The 21,347-nt window shown below is 36.7% G+C and carries 12 protein-coding genes; 2 read left to right on the top strand and 10 right to left on the bottom strand.

The genetic code is table 11. From position 1 onward, the window contains the following. From F6K54_RS19255 to F6K54_RS19230, 6 genes are all read right to left on the bottom strand, one after another. Positions 1-971: DUF4347 domain-containing protein (locus F6K54_RS19255; RefSeq protein ID WP_293080576.1), on the bottom strand; the 971-nt coding region annotated here is incomplete at its 3' end. Positions 972-1,449: 478 nt separating this feature from the next. Beyond that, positions 1,450-4,209 carry a DUF4347 domain-containing protein gene (locus F6K54_RS19250; protein ID WP_293080574.1) on the bottom strand — a complete coding sequence of 920 codons (2,760 nt, stop codon included), beginning with the start codon at positions 4,207-4,209 and terminating at the stop codon, positions 1,450-1,452. A 233-nt stretch (positions 4,210-4,442) separates the two neighbouring features. Then, positions 4,443-5,279, bottom strand: a complete 837-nt coding sequence (locus F6K54_RS19245) for a hypothetical protein (protein WP_293080571.1) — start codon at positions 5,277-5,279, stop codon at positions 4,443-4,445. Between the two features lie 237 nt (positions 5,280-5,516). Continuing rightward, complete coding sequence (locus tag F6K54_RS19240; RefSeq protein ID WP_293080568.1) at positions 5,517-6,440, bottom strand: class I SAM-dependent methyltransferase; 924 nt, start codon at positions 6,438-6,440, stop codon at positions 5,517-5,519. Between the two features lie 47 nt (positions 6,441-6,487). Then, positions 6,488-7,492 carry a glycosyltransferase gene (locus F6K54_RS19235; protein WP_293080565.1) on the bottom strand — a complete coding sequence of 335 codons (1,005 nt, stop codon included), beginning with the start codon at positions 7,490-7,492 and terminating at the stop codon, positions 6,488-6,490. A 138-nt stretch (positions 7,493-7,630) separates the two neighbouring features. Further along, positions 7,631-11,818, bottom strand: a complete 4,188-nt coding sequence (locus tag F6K54_RS19230) for a tetratricopeptide repeat protein (RefSeq protein WP_293080562.1) — start codon at positions 11,816-11,818, stop codon at positions 7,631-7,633. Positions 11,819-12,771: 953 nt separating this feature from the next. On the opposite strand from F6K54_RS19230, the gene F6K54_RS19225 reads away from it, so the two are divergent. Together F6K54_RS19225 and F6K54_RS19220 are read left to right on the top strand one after the other, a co-directional pair. Beyond that, positions 12,772-13,731: a glycosyltransferase gene (locus tag F6K54_RS19225; RefSeq protein ID WP_293080559.1), complete on the top strand. Its 960-nt coding sequence runs from the start codon at positions 12,772-12,774 to the stop codon at positions 13,729-13,731. A 15-nt stretch (positions 13,732-13,746) separates the two neighbouring features. Continuing rightward, complete coding sequence (locus tag F6K54_RS19220) at positions 13,747-14,346, top strand: hypothetical protein (RefSeq protein WP_293080556.1); 600 nt, start codon at positions 13,747-13,749, stop codon at positions 14,344-14,346. A gap of 892 nt (positions 14,347-15,238) precedes the next feature. Here F6K54_RS19220 and F6K54_RS19215 read toward each other — a convergent pair. The 4 genes from F6K54_RS19215 to F6K54_RS19200 form a co-directional block, all read right to left on the bottom strand. Beyond that, positions 15,239-16,495, bottom strand: a complete 1,257-nt coding sequence (locus F6K54_RS19215) for a DUF563 domain-containing protein (protein WP_293080553.1) — start codon at positions 16,493-16,495, stop codon at positions 15,239-15,241. An 891-nt stretch (positions 16,496-17,386) separates the two neighbouring features. Further along, positions 17,387-18,079 carry a class I SAM-dependent methyltransferase gene (locus F6K54_RS19210; RefSeq protein WP_293080550.1) on the bottom strand — a complete coding sequence of 231 codons (693 nt, stop codon included), beginning with the start codon at positions 18,077-18,079 and terminating at the stop codon, positions 17,387-17,389. A gap of 305 nt (positions 18,080-18,384) precedes the next feature. After that, the gene (locus F6K54_RS19205; protein ID WP_293080547.1) at positions 18,385-19,086 is read right to left on the bottom strand and encodes a putative nucleotide-diphospho-sugar transferase; all 702 of its coding nucleotides are present in this window, start codon (positions 19,084-19,086) and stop codon (positions 18,385-18,387) included. Between the two features lie 127 nt (positions 19,087-19,213). Then, positions 19,214-19,978 (bottom strand): sulfotransferase, encoded by a 765-nt coding sequence (locus F6K54_RS19200; protein ID WP_293080544.1) that lies wholly within the window; start codon positions 19,976-19,978, stop codon positions 19,214-19,216. Positions 19,979-21,347: the final 1,369 nt, after the last annotated feature.

Genomic DNA, 21,347 nt, shown 5'->3' with positions numbered 1-21,347 from the left:
GTGTAGTCGATGCCAGTATCAATGACTCCCACTACTACATTGTTACTTCCTGTTTGAATATCCCAAGCTTCTGGCGCATCAATATCTGCATCAGCGGTTCCTCCTGTCTGTCCAGTGTTGTGAAGCCCCCACATTAAGCCGAAAAGTTGGTCATTGGGAACTGTAGAATCAGTATTAATTGGGTCATTGTCAACTACAGAATCAACATTAATAATTGAGTCATTGGGAGCTCTAGAATCAAGAGTAATAGTGTAGTTGGGTTCGATGTATTCTATTAGTGGGTTGTTTTCATTGCGACTAATAAAATCTTCTACATCCCCTGGAATAGACCACAGTTGAAGACCTAGATCTGTTTTGGTTGTCTTGATGGTGGTTGCTCCGAGGCTAGCTTGGAGGTTATTGAGAGAGCTAATCTCAGCAACTTCACGAGGTTTGACAATTACCTGTCCTGATGCAAATTCAGTTTCCAGTTCCAAGTCGAAGACACCACTATAAGTTTCCATTACTTCTGTTTGTAGCACAGTCGGAACGTTAGCTTTACCTATATTTACCTCAAGCTCCCAGTTACCACCTTTGACTGCTGCCCCTGTCAGAGACTTAGAAGCTGCAATATTTGCTCCTGTCAAACTTTGCAATTTACTCACAAACTCTTCTCCTGCATCTCCCGCAGCAACATGACAACCATAAAGCAGGAGGCGATCAATATCCCACTGTTGGACTTGAGGTGCGTACTGTTGAAGGGTATCTAAACTCAGTTGAGTATTTCCCAGGTACAGACAACCAGGGGCACCGTGGGAGATAATATGAACGGTTTTTTGTCCTGGATATTGTTGTAAAATTTGGTCTATTTGTCGGATACCATCAGTGGCAGTATGAAGAATAAAAGGTCTAGCTCCCGCAACCACACCATCAAACAATTGTTGATAGTTGTCTACTCCGGCATCAATAAAAACTAGAATTTGATTTTCCATTTTGCAGTTCAGAATTATTTTTGTTTTCCGTATAAGAATACATAGTGGCGTTGTAAAATCAGGAAAAATTTAAAAATAAAACTTTAGAGAATTTGTAGGAGTTAATGGCCGTTTTGCCCCGCAACATGAAAAACCCCTACTATCTTGCATAAGTATGTATTATATCATGTCCGGTTGAATAGTTATAACAGGACTTACGCATAACCACTACCGGATAATTACTATAGCTAAGTCATTGCGACAGTCACTCCGTGGGAGGAAGCAATCTCAGGGGTTGTGCAAGATTGCTTCCTATCGTCGCAATGACGACTGTTAAACCAGATTTTATATTATATCATGTTCGGATAATCAGTTATAAAAAAACTTTATCCCTTTTAACATTTTCTTCCCTTCTACCTTCCCCTCCTGGGAGGGGTTAGGGGTGGGTTGCCTTCTGCTTTCCTTCCTCCAAAGTATAAGTATTCAATCGAACATGATATTACACACCAACTACATCCCAAGCGGTACCTGCACGTCCGGGATTAACAATACTGCTCCTTGTGCCGTCATTATCCATGAACCAAATGCTGTTAGTTCCATTGCTTACATTACGCCATAATATATCTGCTACTCCATCAGCATTAAAGTCCTCAACTCCGGCCACATCCCAAGCGGTACCTGCACGTCCGGGATTAACAATACTGCTCCTTGTGCCGTCATCATTCATCAACCAGATACTGTTAGCTCCATTACTGCCATTACGCCACAATATATCTGGTACTCCATCAGCATTAAAATCGTCAACTCCCGCCACATCCAAAGCCGTATCTACACCTCCGGGATTAACAATACTGTTCCTTGTGCCGTTGTCATTCATTAACCAAATGGTGTTATTTCCATTGGTTCCATTACGCCATAATATATCTGCTACTCCATCGTCATTAAAGTCGTCAACTCCGGCCACATCTAAAGTTGTATCTACACGTCCGGGATTAACAATACTGCTCCGTGTGCCGTCACTATTCATCAACCAAATGCGGTTATTTCCAAGAGTTCCATTACGCCACAATATATCTGGTACTCCATCGGAATTAAAGTCGTCAATTCCCGCCACATCCAAAGCCGTATCTACACCTCCGGGATTAACAATACTGCTCCTTGTGCCGTCACTATTCATCAACCAAATGCGGTTATTTCCAAGAGTTCCATGACGCCACAATATATCTGTTACTCCATCGGCATTAAAATCGTCAACTCCGGCCACATCCCAAGCCGTATCTACACGTCCGGGATTAACACTACTGTTCCTTGTGCCGTCATCATTCATCAACCAGATGCTGTTAGCTCCATTAGTGCTATTACGCCACAATATATCTGCTATTCCATCACCATTGAAATCAAAGCGGACTGGTTGGCTGGGAGAGGTATTTTCAGAGAACTTAACTATATAGCCGCCACGACCAGTCAAGTCATTATTGCCGTCTCCGTCTATGTCGGTGCTGCCAGAGAATTTTCCTGTAGCCCATACATTACCATTGCTGTCGGTGGCTATGCCTCTGCCCCTGCCACTAAGGCCACCACCAATATTTTGGGCAAACAGAAAATTGCCATTGTTGTCGAACTTAGCTACATAGCTATCTAAAGAGCCATTACTGGTCAAATCATTACTGCCGTCTCCGTCTATGTCGATGCTGCCGTCAAAATCTCCTGTAGCCCAGACATTACCATTGCTGTCGATGGCTATGCCATAGCCATAATCACCATCACTACCGCCGATATTTTGGGCAAACTGCAAGTTGCCATTGCTGTCAAACTTTAATACATAGCTATCACCATCACCATTACTGGTCAAATCATTGTTGCCGTCTCCGTCGATGTCGATGCTGCCACCAAAACTTCCTGTAGCCCACGCATTACCATCGCTGTCGGTGGCTATGTCATAGCCATGGTCATTACTGTTACTGCCAATATTTTGGGCAAACAGAAAATTGCCATTACTGTCGAACTTAGCTACATAGCTATCATAGCGACCATATCTGTCATTACTGGTCAAATCATTGTTGCCGTCTCCGTCAATGTCGATGCTGCCCTTAAAACTTCCTGTAGCCCAGACATTACCATTGCTGTCGGTGGCTATGCCATGGCCTTCGTCAGAACTCCTGTCGCCGACATTTTGGGCAAACAGCAAGTTGCCATTACTGTCGAACTTGGCTACATAGCTATCATAAAAGCCATTACTGGTCAAATCATTGTTGCCGTCTCCGTCGATATCGATGCTGCTCTGGAAACTTCCTGTAGCCCACACATTACCATCACTGTCGGTGGCTATGCCGTGGCCTTCGTCAGAACTACTGCCGCCGATATTTTGGGCAAACAGCAAGTTGCCATTACTGTCGAACTTGGCTACATAGCTATCTAAAGAGCCATTACTGGTCAAATCATGGTTGCCATCTCCATCGATGTCTATGCTGCCAAAGAAACGTCCTGTAGCCCAGGCATTACCATCGCTGTCGGTGGCTATGCCATAGCCAATTTCACCATCGGCACCGCTGCCGATATTTTGGGCAAACAGCAAGTTGCCATCACTGTCGAACTTGACTACATAGCTATCCTCATAGCCATTACTGATCAAATCATTGTTGCCGTCTCCATCAATGTCTATGCTGCCAGAGAAATATCCTGTAGCCCACACATTACCATTGCTGTCGGTGGCTATACCTAAGCCCCATTCATTACCGATTTTTTGGGCAACTTCCAACTGGTAGTTGAAGACACCACTATAAGTTTCCATTACTTCTGTTTGTAGTGCAGTAGTAACCTTAACCTTACCCGTATTTACCTCAAGCTCCCAGTTACCACCTTTTACTGCTGCCCCTGTCAGAGACTTAGAAGCTGCAATATTTGCTCCTGTCAAACTTTGCAATTTACTCACAAACTCCTCTCCTGCATCCCCCGCAGCAACATGACAACCATAAAGCAGGAGGTGATCAATATCCCATTGTTGGACTTGAGGTGCGTACAGTTGAAGGGTATCTAAACTCAGTTGAGTATTTCCCAGGTACAGACAACCAGGGGCACCATGGGAGATAATATGAACGGTTTTCTGCCCTGGATATTGTTGTAAAATTTGGTCTATTTGTTGGATACCATCAGTGGCAGTATGGAGAATAAAAGGTCTAGCTTCCGCAACTACACCATCAAACAATTGTTGATAGTTCTCCACTCCGGCATCAACAAAAACTAGAATTTGATTTTTCATTTAGGAATTCCAGATTGTTTATGTCTTCCGTGTAAGAATACATAATGGCGTTGTCAAATCCGGAAAAATTTAAAAATAAAACTTTAGACAATACGTTAGAGCTGACTGAGTACATATTCATTATTTCCTCCTAAATATTTGAGATTTTTTTTAAAGGCTTTGTTTTTTGATACTGTTGAAAGTATCTGTTGAAAACATGATTATATCGAGTCAATAAACTTTTGCATATCTACTTAGGTAATTAATAATTTATCAATAGCAAGCACGTTCAAACCCCAAATATCAACAATAACATAACCATAGTTAATCAATTTCTTCAATGTTTTTTCCATAGTCCAAGGGGGAACTGGTTGATCGAATTCAAAAGTTATGTGAGCAGGTCTCAATTTAGATTTGATAATATCATCAATAACAACGTGTTCAGAACCTTCAATATCAAATTTGAGATAGCATAGGTTTTTAGCTTCAATATTTTGCTCACTTAAAATAGTCAAAATTCTTTTAACTGGCAACTCAAAAAAAGTATCACTTGGTTGAAGATTTAATGTAGAAAGAGAACCAACACCAGGAGTAGATGGCTTGTGAAATTTCAAGACTTCATCTTGATCAGAAAAGCCGATAGGTAAAAACTTAATGTTAGATGGTAGCTTTATCCTTTCAACGTGTTTAATAGAATGAGGTGAAGGATCGAGTAAAGTAATATTGATGTCTGGAAATTCTTGTGCAAAAGATGTTTCAAAGGTTATATTTGTTCCTGCACCAGCACAAATAGAATATTTAACATCATACTGGTTGATTAATTCTGGTACAAATCTCCATTCAAATCCTTTATCTCCTAGAGATTTAATTGTGTATTTTTCTGGTAATGAATATACATTTTTCTTAATCATATCCATATAACCATATCCAATTCTTAAACCGTAATTAAATCTATCATAAGTAGATTTGATCTCTTCGCTATAGAATTCTAAATCCTGATAAAATGCTTCTTCAAAAAAGGGAATATCTGCTACGTCAACCCTGGCTGAATAAATATAATCTGGTACTAACAGGTTTTTAGTGAAATTCATTATGTTGCTCCGATAATTTATTTGAATTAAATTGATAGTTAGATTTCACCATTTTTAAATAATTTTTTTGGTGAAATCTTATTCTCAGTTTGTGATTTATCTATTTACTTACCACGAATCACAACGCATTTTTGCGCTAGCAAACTTCTACCTAAATATGAAGTTATAATTTACTTTCAAATTCACTTCCTTGGCAGATACTACAGATTTTTTGATTACTTCTTTTCATAACATTAATTAGTTAGTATAAGGATTAGGCTTAATCTCAGGAATTTCAAAATCACATCCTTTCAAAACATCTTGAAATTGTGGTGAAATTTCATTTTTAAATATCATAAAAATTAGCAAGGGATTAACTTGAGGTTCATGACTTTTATACCACTCATCAATTGCTTTTTCAAAACCAGGTTTAGATTGCTGAAATTTATCTCCATACTTAATAGAGCATGGCATTAATTTTCCTGCAAGTTCCATAGGTTTTGGTCTTGTTTCTTTATTTGCCCATTTTTCGGGAAATTCTTGTTGAAAACAAAGACAATTCAAAATATAATTTACATTAGGTGAATATCCGTAAGCAACATGATTAAATCCTAAACAAGCTGCACATTGAACTAATTCTTTGAGTGTAAATTGATATTTATAATTACCAGATGATTCATATTGTTCTTTACCTATTTGGTAAGAGCGATCGCCGTTGGGTTCGATTAAAACAATCCCTTTTTTTGCAACTCTTAACATTTCATAAATACACAAGTATGGTCTGGGTAAATGATGCAAAGATTCTTTAATAAAACAGTAATCAAAAGAATTATCTGCAAAGGATAAATTTTCGGCATCTTCTTTGGAAAAATCATCAATTAAGTTTCTTTTTTTGGCAACTTCCAGCATTTCTGTAGCAATATCAGTAGCTATCACTTTATTACCAAATCTTTTAAGAATTTGTGCTTCATGTCCGCCTTTACCATCACCTATTGTAACAACTTCACTAGATGCGATATGTCGAAAGAACTTTTCCATTTTATAAAGGGGGTAACTTCTTGACCAAGCATGGGTATTTTCTACATCTAAATAATTGGCAGTTTTATCCTCTGCCACCATTTTTGCAAAAGATTCACGGTGGTTAGATTCTTGTTTAATTTTTAAGTTTTCGTAATTGTTCATTTTCTCCAAAATTGCTGAATTTTGACAATATTAAAAATTCCAAAGTATCAAGAATAATTATTACCAAATATTGCTTGAAAGTCTGGCTTATAAGACTTCCTAAGTTTATGGTAAAAATTTTCCTGAAAATAATGCAATGGAGCTACATCAACCACACCAAAACGATGAAAAACATCAGCCAAAACATTAATAAATTTTGCTCTGTATGTTTGTGCTTGCTCAAGATGCTTTTGTCTAATACGTTGTGGATCGCGTGGATTACTAACAAATTCTTCTACTGCTAAAGCAACCCCAGATGCAGTTGCTTCGCAAACAATTGAGTTGTATTCGTCATACCAAACGTCACGTCCTCCTTTTGATACCGTAGAAACAACAGGCAACCCACACAAAAGATATTCACTGGAGGAAAAACAAGCTCCTTCTTCTGCGGATAAAATCAAACCACAATGAGCTTGATTAATTTTTTCACATACTTCTTCTGATGATAATTGCTTATCATTCAAATATTTATGAGGAGGAATTTCTGACACAGCGTTTCCATGATTAATTCCTGCTATTAGTGCTAATTGAGATACCTGAGAAGCAAGAATATGTCTTTTAAATGCACTGCGACGACCTACATAAATAGCATTGTAAATTTTATCTAAATTCAGAGGTCGCATTACTAAGTTTTCGTCAAGCCAAGCATTATGATTAATTACATCTCCATAAAAGCCTTTTTCCGCAAAATTTTGCATTTCTAGGGGGGAATTGTACATGATAAAAAATTGCTTTTTATCTAAGTTCAGTAGAGAAAAAATTTTATCAGCTTCTTCTGCAAAGGAAGGGCTATGATACCAACCACAATAAACGAAAAAAAAGTCGGTTTTGCGAAAATTTTTATGCCATTCAGACATCCATTTCCAATTATGTTGGATATTTTCTATAATAAAAATTCTGCATTTTTGACTCTCGTAATACACCCTGAACGGGAAGGCCGGATTCGGCCAAGTATAGGAGGGTTTAAAGTCATATTTGTCGATATTTTTAGTTTCTGAATTTACGACTTTCATAGAGTTTTTTGCCTCTAATTATTTTACAGCAGATTCCAGGTATGTGAGGTACAAATATTAAGGTTTAAATTTATTTTTGTAGTGCGGGCATCTTGCCCGCTATTCGTATACCTGACTGAGATGAAATTATCTATAATTTCAAACAAAAAGAGATTTGACAAAATCAATGTTTTCGTTTTTCCTCATTTTGTTATAAAAGTTCTTTTGAAAATAGCTTGATGCTTCGACATCAACAACTCCAAAGCGATGAAAAATATCAGCCACTATTTGAATAAACTTTCCTCTGTATTCTTGCGCCTTCTCTATATGTATCTGACGAATGCGTTGTCCGTCAGGAGGATTTTGTACAAATTTTTCTACTGCTAGCGCAACCGCATCTGGTGTAGGTTCACAAATAATGGAATTGTGTTCGTTATACCAAACGTCACGACCTCCCACAGAAGGTGTTGATACGACTGGTATGCCACACAATAGGTATTCGCTGGAAGTTTGACAAGCTCCTTCTTCTGCGGAGAAAACTAAACCACAGTGAGATTGATTGATTTTTTCCCATATTTGTGCTTCCGAAAGCTGTTGCTCGTTGAGATATTTGTATGGCGGGGTATCGGCAAAAGCTTTGCCATGATTTGCTTTTGTCACCAGCGCTAATGGGGAAACTTGAGCTGCCAGTTGAGGGCGTTTAGATTTCTTGTTAAATTCTACATAAATGCCATCGTACATTTTCTCTTTTCCAATATCCTGTAGGATATTGCTCTCATCAAGCCAGGCATTTTGGTTAATGACATCCCCTTGAAAGCCTTTTTGTGCAAAGTTTTCCATTTCCAGAGGAGAATTATACATGAAGAAAAATTGTTTCTTATCTAAATTGAGTACGGAAAAAATTGCTTCAGCTTCATAAGCAAAAGCAGGACTTTGATACCAACCTGTCATCACGAAAAAGAAATCTGTTTTCCGAAAACGTTCGTGACATTCGGCCATCCATTTCCAGTTATGCTGAACATTTTCAATGATGAAAATTCTACATTTGGGACTGTCATAATATAACCTGAATGGGAATGTGGGATTCGGCCAAGTGTAGGATGGTTTGAAGTCTTCTTTGGTTAATTTCTTAGTTGCTAACAAACTAACTGCTTTCTTTAAACCTTTAGATGCTTTGCTTTTTGGTTTGGTTGCTCCCAAGTCGCCTGACGCATATTGGAAAAATAATTTCACGATGTCATATACAAAACAGTCTGCTCCATATCTCATCCACAGTTGTTTGAGTGCATAACGTTTTCTTTGGAGAAGTTCATCGTCTTTTTGTATTTCTGCCAAGCGATCAGGCAGTGCTTTGATATCTTCTAATTTTTCTGAACAAGTAACTGTTGCTTCATCCCAGAGTGCGCGATCGCCAGGGGGTAAGTAAGTGTCAGCTAAAACAACTGGTATTGCTCCCAAACCAATAGCTTCCCATAAACGAATTGAATTTGGACCAGATCCAGATGGACACAGAGCAAATACACTTTCTTGCATCACTTGTTTAAATTCTTCTGATGCCAAGATGTCTACAAGACCATCAGTTTTTTCCACCTTTTTGAGAATTTGATGATCGTAGACAATTTTGTTGTAATGCCATTGGTTTCTTACTTTTATTAATCCTCGGTTATCATCTGATAAATAATCAAAAATTATGTTTCTTGAATCTGTCAAATAAGATTTGTTAGGGCGAGTCCCCACAAATGAATACAAATATTTTTTTTCTGTTTCTTTAGCTTCAATATTAATTGCTTGTACCGGATAAAGTGGGAAAGGATGCAATGAAATATTTGGATAAGAAGGGAAAACATTTTGGTCTTTTATTGTGTGTGACCAAAAAATATCAGTTATACCAATTTCGTCAAAAATACTTTCAAATTCTAACATTCGGATATGTTGACAAACTGTGATGATTTTTTTGTATTTTTTCAGTTCATCTTGAAAGCTACTCAATTTTTCTATTAATGCGTCTGCTTCGGTTTTATCTTGACTGTGAAAGAGTTTGTCAATCAGTGTTGCCCAAGGAAATCCAAAATAAACTACATTTCTATCAAAGTTATCTTTTGTTAAAAATTTATTTGCCATTTGATAGGCATATTTTTCTGTGATTGCCGGGTACTGCCAATCATCGTCAAGTCCTAAAACGTTATGGATTATTTTCTTTTCTTTGGTTTTTGGTTTCTCACTACTTTCTGATTTTTCTGTTTGTTTTTCTTGACTTTTTTTCTTTAAAGAATCCCATGTTTTATTAATTTGTAAGCCACTCAAATTAGATGTATTTAAAGTCCACAAATCTATTTGTAATTTAGATGGTTCATTAATGACAACACTTGGATAGACCCATGCTGTACCACCTAAAATAGTAGTATCACCGTATTTATCGTAATATCTTAACTGACTTTCCTGAACGTGTACTGTTTTAATATGATGACAGGGATTATAAACTTGAGCGCCATGAATGGCAAATAAGTAAGCAATTTTATTATCACAACGAGGCACTCCTAAAGAAAATCTCAGATAGCTTTTAAAGGATTCTGTAAAGTTAAATTCTCCATAAACAGCCCAAACATCTTGTGACCAATGAGGGTTTTTATGTAATGTTTGATTTGAGGCTTCTTTTTCATAACGACTTAAAGCTACAAATGCTTGCGGATCGGCAGAAAATATTTCTCTGATTCGGGCAATTGATTCATCAAAATAAATATCAGTATTGGCAAGTATTGAAATTTGATTCTGACATTTTTTCTTGGTTAATTCTACCCAATCAAGATAAGTTGGTCTGGCAGATATTTGGACAATTTCAATTTTGGAACTTTCCACTTCTGGAATATGATTATCATCTATGATTAAGATGATTTTTTCAATTTCATTGCACTGTATATTTTTTTTCAGACAGTAAATTAATTCATCTTGTCTTTCGGAGTGTTTCGCTTTGTAATAGGGCATAAATAAGATAATTTTCGGCTTTTTAGTAATTGCTTTTTGATAGCTAATAATTTTTTCTTGAGAGTCTCCGAATTTCTCTTGCTTGAAACCTGATTCTCGGCCTTCAAAATTATCTGTCCACCTTTGCAACTGCCATAAAGCTTGCCCTAAACGGAACAAAACCTGATTCGACTCCCCAGATAAAAGCACCGCTTGACGATAATATTCTACTGCCTGTGACCATTGCCCCAAATTACTGAAAGCTTCTGCTAAAGCTAAACAACAATCACTCCCATTAGAATTAATCTCTAAACTATGGCGATATAATTCTACTGCCTCCAACCATTGTTGTTGCCCAGATTTAATTGCTCCTAAATAATAATAAGCTTCTGCTAAATGGGAAGTCTCGCAGGAGTCAGAAGAATATTGAATCACCTGGTGAAGATACTCCTGTGCTTGTGACCACTGCTTCAACTTGACTAATACTGCTCCCAAACCAAGATAAAACTCAGGCACATCTGTTTTTAGCTCAACGGCCTGATGCAAATATCTCACAGCTTCTTCAAATTGACCTTGCTGATGCAACAATTCCCCCAACTTGTAGAAATACCAGGGACCTTGAGGGTTTATAGTTACTGCTTGCCGATAAGTTGCGATCGCCTTATCCCAATCTTCCAACTTCACTAAAATATCTCCCAATTTATAATAACTCCAAGGAAAATCAGGATTTAATTCAATAGTTTTACTGTAGGCATTAACAGCTTCTTTTAACCTTTCCAATTTAACTAAAACATCTGCCAAATTATTATGAGACCAACAAAAATCTGACTTTAATTCTATGGATTTATAGTAAGCAGTAACTGCTGCTTGTAATTCTCCCTTTTCTTGCAATAAATTACCTAATTTATGATGAACTTCCCATAATTCAGGATTAATTTCAATTGCTTTTTTATAAGCCTTTATGGCCTCTTCTCTCTCTCCTTTTTCTACTAAATTATCGCCATTAGTGTGATAATCATCTGCAAAATTAGAGTTGACTATAACTGCACTACTAACAGTAGCGATCGCTGACTCCTGTTCCTCTTGTGTAGCTATTTTATCTAAGGAAGAATCAGCTATTGTCAACTTTTTACTAGGTTCTATTTGCTGTTGAGTATTAATTGTTTTTTCCTGAAGCTGATTTTTTGCATCTGCCAAAAACTGTCTTGGCTCTTTCCAGTCAGGATCTAATTCAATTGCCTTGCCATAAGCAGCGATCGCTTCTTTCAATTCACTTTTTTTTGCGAAAACTTTTCCTAAGCTGAAAAAATATTTTGCCTGCTTAAAATTGATTTGTTGTTGTTGTGTAGGTAGGGGAAAATTGGTTTGAGTTTTTGGTATCATCATTTATTTCTGGGTCATTTCAGTTATCATATCAAATCCGCTTAATTGGACATAAAAAAATTATCCAATTGTCATAACTACGCTCATCTTTCTAATTCTTTCTTCTCCTGAATTCTGAATTCTGAATTCTGAATTCTGAATTCTAAAGACTTAACCATTCTATGGCTGTTTAACCGGATTTGATATCAGTTATCAGTTATCAGTTATCAGTACCTCTACAATAAGGAGGCTTGAAATACTGAATTTTATTTTCTTCGATTGGATATGGCGATCAAACCCGCTATTGCAGAGCCGTTCCGCTTTATATGTTCGGAGCAAAACACCATCCCTCGACCGCTTTTCATCCCCTTAAAAAGGGAGGCTAGAGACATTCTTACCGAATAATTAACTAATTAATAATTAAATAATTCTGGTTTAAAGCCTCCCCTTTTAAGGGGAAAAGAAAGAAATAATATTTCCTTATATTCAATCAAGAGCGGTTTTAACCAGAGGTAATTATCAATTATCAATTATCAATTAGTGAAGCACCCTATATCTTCAAAAAATTATCTTTTAACAAATTACTACAAATCAGTATATGGGGATTTTTTAATATTTCTACACCCGACTCCAATCAATCCCTAATTATCGCTTTTGGTGATTAATTAACTAGGCAAACTTTGCCATATTTTTAATGTATAGTTGACTCTTACCCTAAAACCACTAATTTCAAGAAAATCCGGAAATAATTGATTAATTAGGGAACAGGAAATAAAATAAATTGAGGAGATTAAAAAAGGATTGTATTTTTTAAGCAGGGAAAAGGGAATACGCGACCCCTCCTAAAATTAAACTAATGATAGAAAAAAATCCGGAAACATCAATATTACTAAGTATTAATTAATAAGAGTTGATATTGTAGAGGGAAAAAAGTGCTTTACCTAACTTACTTAAAATAATAATTGAATAGGTAGACAATGCCACGAGTTAGTGTTATTATTCCAGCATATAATAGTCTTTATGTTACTGAGGCATTAAATAGTGTCTTAAATCAGACTTATAGAGATTATGAAATTATTGTAGTTGATGATGGTTCAAGGGAACATATTCAACAAATTTTAGAGCCATACTCTAGTAAAATTAATTACATTTACCAAGAAAATCAGGGAGTAGCAGCCGCTCGTAATCGTGGAATTGAAGTTGCACGAGGAGAATTTGTGGCATTTTTAGATCATGATGATTTTTTCCTGCCAGATAAACTGTCTTTACAGGTGAGTTGTTTTGATACTCAATCACGAGTGGGAATGATTCATACTGGTTGGTGTCGAGTTAATCAAATGGGAAGAGCTATTCAGGATGTGAAACCTTGGCATCAGATACCTGTTTTGGATTTAGAAAATTGGGTACGGTGGATGCCTATATTGTTTAGTGCCATGATGTTTCGGCGGCACTGGTTAGAAGAAGTAGGAGGATTGGATACAAAATTTAAACAAGCATCAGATTTAGATTTAGTACAACGTTTGGCACTAAAGGGTTGCGAAACAGCTTGGGTAAGAGAGGTGACAGTTTGTTATCGGGAACACGAGCGCAATGATTCGTTAAATACTCAACTACAAGCGTTAGAGTCATGGCAAGTGAGAGATGAGTTTTTTGCACGCTCTGATTTACCACTGGGTGTGCGTAGTTTAGAAAGGGAGTGTCGTTATCGCACTCTAATTTGGATTGCTTGGCGCTTATTTTATACCGGATATCTTGAGTCTACGGTTGAATACTTAGAGAAATCTTTGAGTTATTCTCCCTATTCGTTAACGAAAACAATATCAGATTGGGTAAAAACTTTTACTAGATATAGTGCAGAGTATAGCTATGAATTAGATACTTTGAGTTTAACTCAATCAAAATCATGGGAGCAAATGCTTAGTCGTTTTGGAAAGTAATTATAATTAGAAGTTATGAATATAGAGAATATGAAACAGGAGTTAGAGCAGTCTCATGCTCAGTTATATCAGCTTTTAATTGAGCTAGAACAATCTCATGCTCAGTTAGAGGAGGTGCAAAAGGAATTTGAAGAGTCTGAGTTACTCAGAAAACAGGTGCAAAGGGAATTTGAAGAGTCTAAGTTACTCAGAAAACAGATGCAGATAGAAATGGAGCAAATGAAATCACACTTTGAGCATACCCAAAGTGAGTTGGAGCAAACTAAGTTAGCTTTGGAGAAAATGCAGGGTGAGTTGGATAGATATAAATATAGGGAGGCGATCGCTTCTGAGACTATTTCGGAAGGGGAAAAAAAGTATAAGCAATTAGTTTGGGATGCTTGGCGTGCTTATCAGAATGAAGATATTAGTCAAATGATTGATTGTTTGCAAAAGTCTCTTAAACATACTTCTTTGTCGCGCACTAAAATTGTATCTAATTGGGTGAAAAGTTGGAGTGAATTTTCTCAAATGAAGGGAGAGAAATTTGAGATTCATCGTTTAAATAGGTATCAGGAGTGGAAAAAGTTATTGCGACGGATGACTGTAGTTAAACCTAGTAGTGCAACGACATAAATTTACAGCACTTTTCGGCGTTGGTGAATATGGTAGGGAGTTTCAAAGAGGTTCCCTACTGTAACTTGAAGAAGGAGTCATATCATGTCCGGTTGAATAATTAGACTTTGGTGTACAGAAGGCAGGAGGCAGGAGGCAGGAGGCAGAAGGTTTTCTCCTTTTTTCACCTTAATTTTATACACGCTCCGATGCTACCGGACATGATATCAGGAGACAGAAGACAGAATCAATTGTATTGGGTTGACTCCTGATATAAAGTCTCATTAATTAGCCATAATAAATTAGTTATCTTTAGTCATCTTTAGATGACTTTTGCTTTGAGCCAAGAAATTTATTTCTTGGCGGATGACATGGTTCGCCAACCTCGCCAAGCCAACCTCGCCAAGGATTGAAATCCTTGGCTAATAGTTTAAGTCATCTTAAAGATGACTCTTGAGGAGTATGCTATCTTTTTCGTCTTTTTATATTGTGGTTAATCACTGCAACTTGATATGACTCCTACCCTTACCGAAAAATTGTGGTTTAAAGCCTCCCCTTTTAATATCATGTCCGGTTGAATAATTAGACTTTGGTGTACAGAAGGCAGGAGGCAGGAGGCAGGAGGCAGAAGGTTTTCTCCTTTTTTCACCTTAATTTTATACACGCTCCGATGCTACCGGACATGATATCAGGGGATAATAAAGAAAATTTTTCATTATTAGTCAATCCTCTTCTTTTCAAGGAGAGGTAATTATTCATTATTCATTATTCATTATTCATTATTCATTGTTGAACCATAAGACTTTTTCAGCAAGCCCGAAGTAAGCGATCAAAAAACCTTCTCCCTTTGAACCTTTCTTTCCCTCCTGACTCCTGACTCCTGACTCCTGACTCCTCACAAAGGAGTATTATTTCAAGTTAGATTAGCGATTTTGAGTAGAGAATGTAAAGAATCTATATCAACGAGAATATCTTTTGCTCCATGTTTTTTGTCATCCTGATTATCGAAATCTTCACCGATTAAATAATAGTAGTCTAATCTACAATGATTGCTAATTTGCCAATACACAGTATTAACATAGTAAGGAGAGAATATCTCGATTAATTTCGTTCCGGGCTGAGAAAAAATAATATTTGTTAATCCTGCTCCATGTGGAGAAACAATATTTTTAGCATGGTACAGTAAAGATGCTTGTTCCATAACTGACATTGATTCTAAGAAAACTTGTCTAAAACCATATTTTTTCAGAAGATTAACTACTTCTTCTTCATTAGCTATTCTACGTCTAGAAGCATATTTACGACTGATATATATATTTTCTCTTTTGCCCTGATGACTATCTTGTAAATCTTTCAGGAAAATTTGTCTCAGAAATTGAACATCGCGATCTTGCCCCCTACCTTCCCCTATAATTGATGGCACAATAAGTTGCTCTGCTTGAATATGAGGAATATCAGAACTATCAATAATTTTTTCTGGTGGTATCTCCAGTATTTTCAAAGCTTCTTGATTAAAAGTTGTTGTAGGGTTATGCAAGACAAAATAACTGATATCATCCCAGCAAAACCCTACTTTTCGTAAGAGTTGAAAACGAGGAAGAACATCAATTATCCAGTGAAAATAAGCTCTACTTCCCCATCGAGACGAAAGAAAGACAACATTACCTTCTAGTTGATGTACATTTGGAAGATGATTTGAAGCTGCCACAGTATTACAAACTCCTGTCGATAGAGTTTGCAAAAGACAATTACTTTGAGTCAAAACCGCACTCGCATTCTTATTCGCCCAACCTCTACCATTAGGCAAAAAATACACTAACATATCCTTGGCAAGAACGTTCGTTTTCTGAAAATTAGGATGCAAATTTTTGCTCAAACCTTTCGCAGGCAAAAGAGGAAGTTCTTCTCCTAAATAAACCATCTCATATCTGAAATCGCGATCGCTGTTGCTATTCTCAGATAAAGTATCAAGTATAGTCCAACTTTTATTAGATTGAGCATACTGTTCGATGAGATGAACTGGCACATTTCTCTGATAGCAAATCTGAGCATCCTCTATCTGTCCAGACTGCTCTAAAATTTTCCCCAATTCATAGCATATTTTATCAATTCCGGGTTTAATTAGCAGTGCATTAATATAATGTTCAATTTCTTTATTGTAAGTATCCATTAAGAGTAAGCCTTCATTTAAGACTAGGTTTACAACTTTTGAAAATTCTCAGCTACTTAATGTAAGTAGCATAAAATTTTTTCCGAGCTTTTAAATGATTTTATCTATCTTTCATTTATAGGACTTTAAGTAGGGTTTGCTGATTAATATCATGTCCGGTAGCACCGTTTGTGTATAAAATTAAGGTAAAAATGGGAGAAAACCTTCTGCCTCCTGCCTCCAGCTCCCGCTGCCTTCCTTCCACCAAAGTCTAATTATTCAACCGGACATGATATAACTATCAAAGCATGGACAGATATAAGGTTTTAGCCTTCTGAGATTCCCAAAAAGTACGCTTGTTTTAGTCTAATATCATGTCCGGATAAGAGCGTGATAAAAAAACTTTCTCCTTCTTTTCTTCTTTCTTCCCTTCTGAATTCAGCAATTCTGCAATTGCTGAATTCTGAGTAGTTTATTTATAACTGTTCAACCGGACATGATATAAAACGTTCAAAAAGGAGCGCATTTTGGGCAAATCGAGGACAGAAAAATGGAGGGACAATTCTTACTTCTACCTCCTCTAAATTCCCATTTCTCCAGTATAGCTGTCTTCCCCTCCTGGGAGCAGGGCTGTTTTAAAGTATTGTAGATTAAGGATTTAAGGAGAACGGGAGTAATGGGGATAGTGGAACAGTGAAATTTGCCAAAATTTGCCGATTTTTCAGCAAAGTACGCGTCTTTAAGCTCTGAGAGAATATTTGGTTCAACGCCGCTTAAAAGCCTCTATCCCCGTGTCTGGTGTGTCTGGTGCGTCCCCGTGTCTATCGAGAATGAAACAGCCCTGCCCTCCTGGGAGGGGGAGGGGCGAGGGGTGGGTTGTCTCCTGTCTCCTACCCCTACTAAAAGACTTTTTCAGCAAACTTTAAGTAATAAGTTACCTTCTCCTTCCCACTTCACAAAATCCTTAACAACCATGACATAGCCTAACTTTTCTAATTCTCTAATTTTCTCTAAGATCGGTTTTGATTTTGCATCGTCAACTAAGATATGTCTATCTATTCCAGAAGAATTAGGCAACATAATTGCATGGCAAATATCAATAGTAAACATCTCTATGCTGTGTCCTCCATCAATATGTATTAAGTCACTTTCAAGCAAGTTTCTTAGAGCATATAATGGAAATACTTTCATTGAGTCACCAAATTGACATTCAAATCTATTCCCAAATTTATTTTGCAGATAGGTTGCACAACTTTTGGTATAAGGATATCGAGCTATATCTATACCGAAGTAGCGGATTTGCGGATTAACTGTAAGTGCGAATAATGCACTATGTCCAGCATTAAAACCTATTTCTACGATAAAATTCTTCTGTTTAATCAAATTAGCAAAATTTGCTCGCTTTGTTGTGTAAACTGCATCTGGTATTGTAGTGTTTCCATTAACTAGGGTTTGCCTGCGCCTATGGTTAAGATAGAACAAATTTCCTTCAAGAGGAGTTTTGCTATCTTCAACAATTTTATTTAAACCTTTGGTTAGTTCTAAAAGTTCTTCGGAAAAGATTTCTTGTTTCGATGAAGCATCATATATGTAGTGTTGAAACATTGTTTACTTTGTATCCTCCATTAAAAAATTTTTTGTTACTTCAATCTAATAATTTGTAAGCATTCAGCTATTAGCAGTCAGCTATCAGCAACAAGACTCTCTACTTAAAGGACGGTGTTTAAATTAACAACAGACTTTAAGGGCAAGGGAGACAACTTTTGTAGTAAGACGGTTCATAAAGCTTTTCTCCTAAACTAAAAGCAATAGCTGTTAACGTAGTTCCTCCGATAGGAGGCTAGCTGATGGCTGACGGCTGAATGCTTACAATAATTTCGTAGCATTTTTAGGAAAAAGAACCTAAGACTTTATCCAATTATTTCTTGGATACGGTACTGCTTATTTTTTAAGTTGTGTACATGAAAAATTTTTGCTTTACTTAATTCACCATTCTTTTTCAAATCTTCTATCATAACTGGTCTCACATTATATAATTTGTTTGAAAAAGTCTGTATTTTTACATTACATTTGATGTGGTAATTGCTCTTGATTAACTTGTTAAAGAATGTCTGATCGCTCCAATTACCCAAAAGTCTATCATCATCTTCAATCATAATCATTTCTAACCATTTACTTAAAAATTGATTAGTTCTCTTAGACCTTTTATACAAAAGTACGCCAGTATTATAATTACCTTTTCCTATATAATTTAATAGTGTAGGTGGTTGACTACTTCGATCGACACTAGGTCCTGGAGCGACAGCTAAATCATGATCGTCTAAGTATGAAAATAATTCATATATGGGCTGAACTACTTGAGTGTCACTATCCATAAAAAGAGTGTATTTATAAGGTGAATTAAGTAGATATTTAACTTTGATTTTCCAAGGATGGATACTATCACTTATTAAATTTACATTATCAAAGCAACTTTCTTGAATACTATTATTATCTGTAAATAAAGTTACAGGTATATCTGGACATTGACTTTTGAAACTTTTAGCCGAAAATATACACTCATCTATATATTTTTTTGCTCCAGTAACAATATATATTAGACCTTTGTTCATTTTTTGTATCTCCTATAATTTTTGAGATTAAGCAGTTCAAGAATTTAGAATTTAGGATTTATAATTTAGAATTACCTCTCCTTAAAAGGGAGAGGATTGACAAATAAAGGTTTAAAACCGAATTTTATCAGCCTATAAAAGTAGCGTACTTTGTCTGAGATAGCTTATTTTTAACTACATCATAATTCTCAATAATATCTTCTAAGCTATCAGAATTAACTTTTTCTGTTACTGGTTGTAAATTAATAAAATCAACCTCTAAAAAATTCATAAGTTTGGCAAGTATTTTGCTATTTGACATTACAAGTTCTTCATAGGCAACTTCAAAAATTTTGTGCTGTTTAAACTCTTTTCTAAATTGAGCTTCTGTCTGTTGCACAGATAATATATCTTCTATACATTTGTCTACATCAACTGTAACTTTCGGCTGAAGTTGACTTTTTTCAGAGTTGAAAATAACTGTAGATGTCTTGCCACTAGCAGCAAGGCGATTAGAAATATAACGCTTAAGTAAGTTCCGTCTAGTCAAATGAATTATCCTGATTTCTTTATCGTCTAAAATTGCCTGAAAAACGTCCTTAAATTCCTCTTGTAATTGACGATATTTGAGTTTAAGACCGATAGCTTTACAATTATCTTGATAATGCTCTTGATTCCAAATATAATTATACAAAAAATTCGCTGGATTCTCTGCACGAATTTGAGCTAGTTCTTGAGATGTCTTGCCTATATAATTTTGGTGTTTCTTGCCAAGATTAGGTTCTCCTTTTAAAGTCATTACCTCTCCATAGCAAGCAATTTCTGGATGAGAATTTAGCATCATTCGTAACATGGTGCTTCCTGTCCGAGGAGCACAAGTAATAATAAACTTTGTTTGAGAATTGCTCATCATTTAATTCCTAAAATTAAAATTTACTTTTCTGTCGATCAATCTGTTAACTGATGATTATTTCAGTAAAAAAAAAATTAATTTATGATTAAATTAGTTTTCTATTTTACTAATATATGAAGTTGCACTTGTGACAATTATTTGTTGGGTGCATCTCATAGCAAGCAAAAATACTTTTTTCCTATAGAACCCCTAAGCGTATCTTTGGACGCGGTATGTGCTTTTAGCTTCCGTCCTCAGTCTGAGCAAGTTCTGGAAATTCACGAACGAGAATAGGAGAAAAAGTGGATGCAACCCCGTGCCCTCTGGGTTCAGCAGTAGCGTGACTGTCGGGGAACCCGCAAAGGCGCACTGCACTCACCGTCGCACGGTACACCTGGTAGCGCACCAAGCAGGTATAAAAATGCTCCCTCTCCCCATCCCCCTATCTCCCCATCCCCCCATCTCCTTATCTATTTTTAAATAGATAAGGAGATGGGTTCTATATATTCCCTGTTCCCAGCTCCGGTGTTCCCAGCTCCGGTGTTCCCTAAAAGCGATAAATTTTTGGCTTTATTCACGCATTGAGATGCACCCTATTTGTTCATCTTAAACATATTCCTCTCGAAGAATATACTGCTTCTTATCTTTTGATTTTCTAATTAGGGCTTGCTGATTAAATCTCAAAGCATTGACTGATATTGGTTTTAGCATTTTTTTGCCTTTAAAAAGTGTGCCTGTTTTCGGTCTAAAAAGCTCATGCATGCTAGTATTTTGGGATGATTATGGCAGAAAAATCACTCTTACAATTCTTACTCCTACCTCCTCGCTCGTACCCATTTCTCCTGTCTCCTGTCTCCCCCTCCCCTCCTGGGAGGGGCTAGGGGTGGGTTGGGAGGGGGAGGGGCGAGGGGTGGGTTGTCTCCTACCCTCACCCATAAGACTTTTGAGCGCAAACCCTAATTAATTGGATGCTTTGACTTACCAAATAATTAAGGTTTAAAGCCTCTCCTTTAGATGATAGGCAACAGGTTATTTCAGTTATCAGTTATCAGTTATCAGTTATCAGTACCTCTGCCTACAGTATTGGGATTGAAATATTGAACTTGATTTCTTTTCATCCCCTTGTAGAGCAACAAGCTCGTGGCGCAGCCAAGGGGAGGCTTGAGACCTTATTTTTTGGTCAAATTTTCTGACAGTCAGGGGAAAAGTATTAGAATTTTGAGGCTACAACAGCCAAAAATCTTGCACCCCCTCAGCAATATTTAATATCATGTCCGGTTGAATAGTTAGACTTTGGCGGAAGGAAGGCAGGAGGCAGGAGGCAGGAGGCAGAAGGTTTTCTCAAGAGTGTCACCTTAATTTTATACACGCTCCGATGCTACCGGACATG

This window comes from Okeania sp. SIO3B5, from assembly GCF_010692555.1.
Taxonomy (GTDB): Bacteria; Cyanobacteriota; Cyanobacteriia; order Cyanobacteriales; family Microcoleaceae; genus Okeania.
This window is presented reverse-complemented; position numbering and strand designations above follow the sequence as displayed.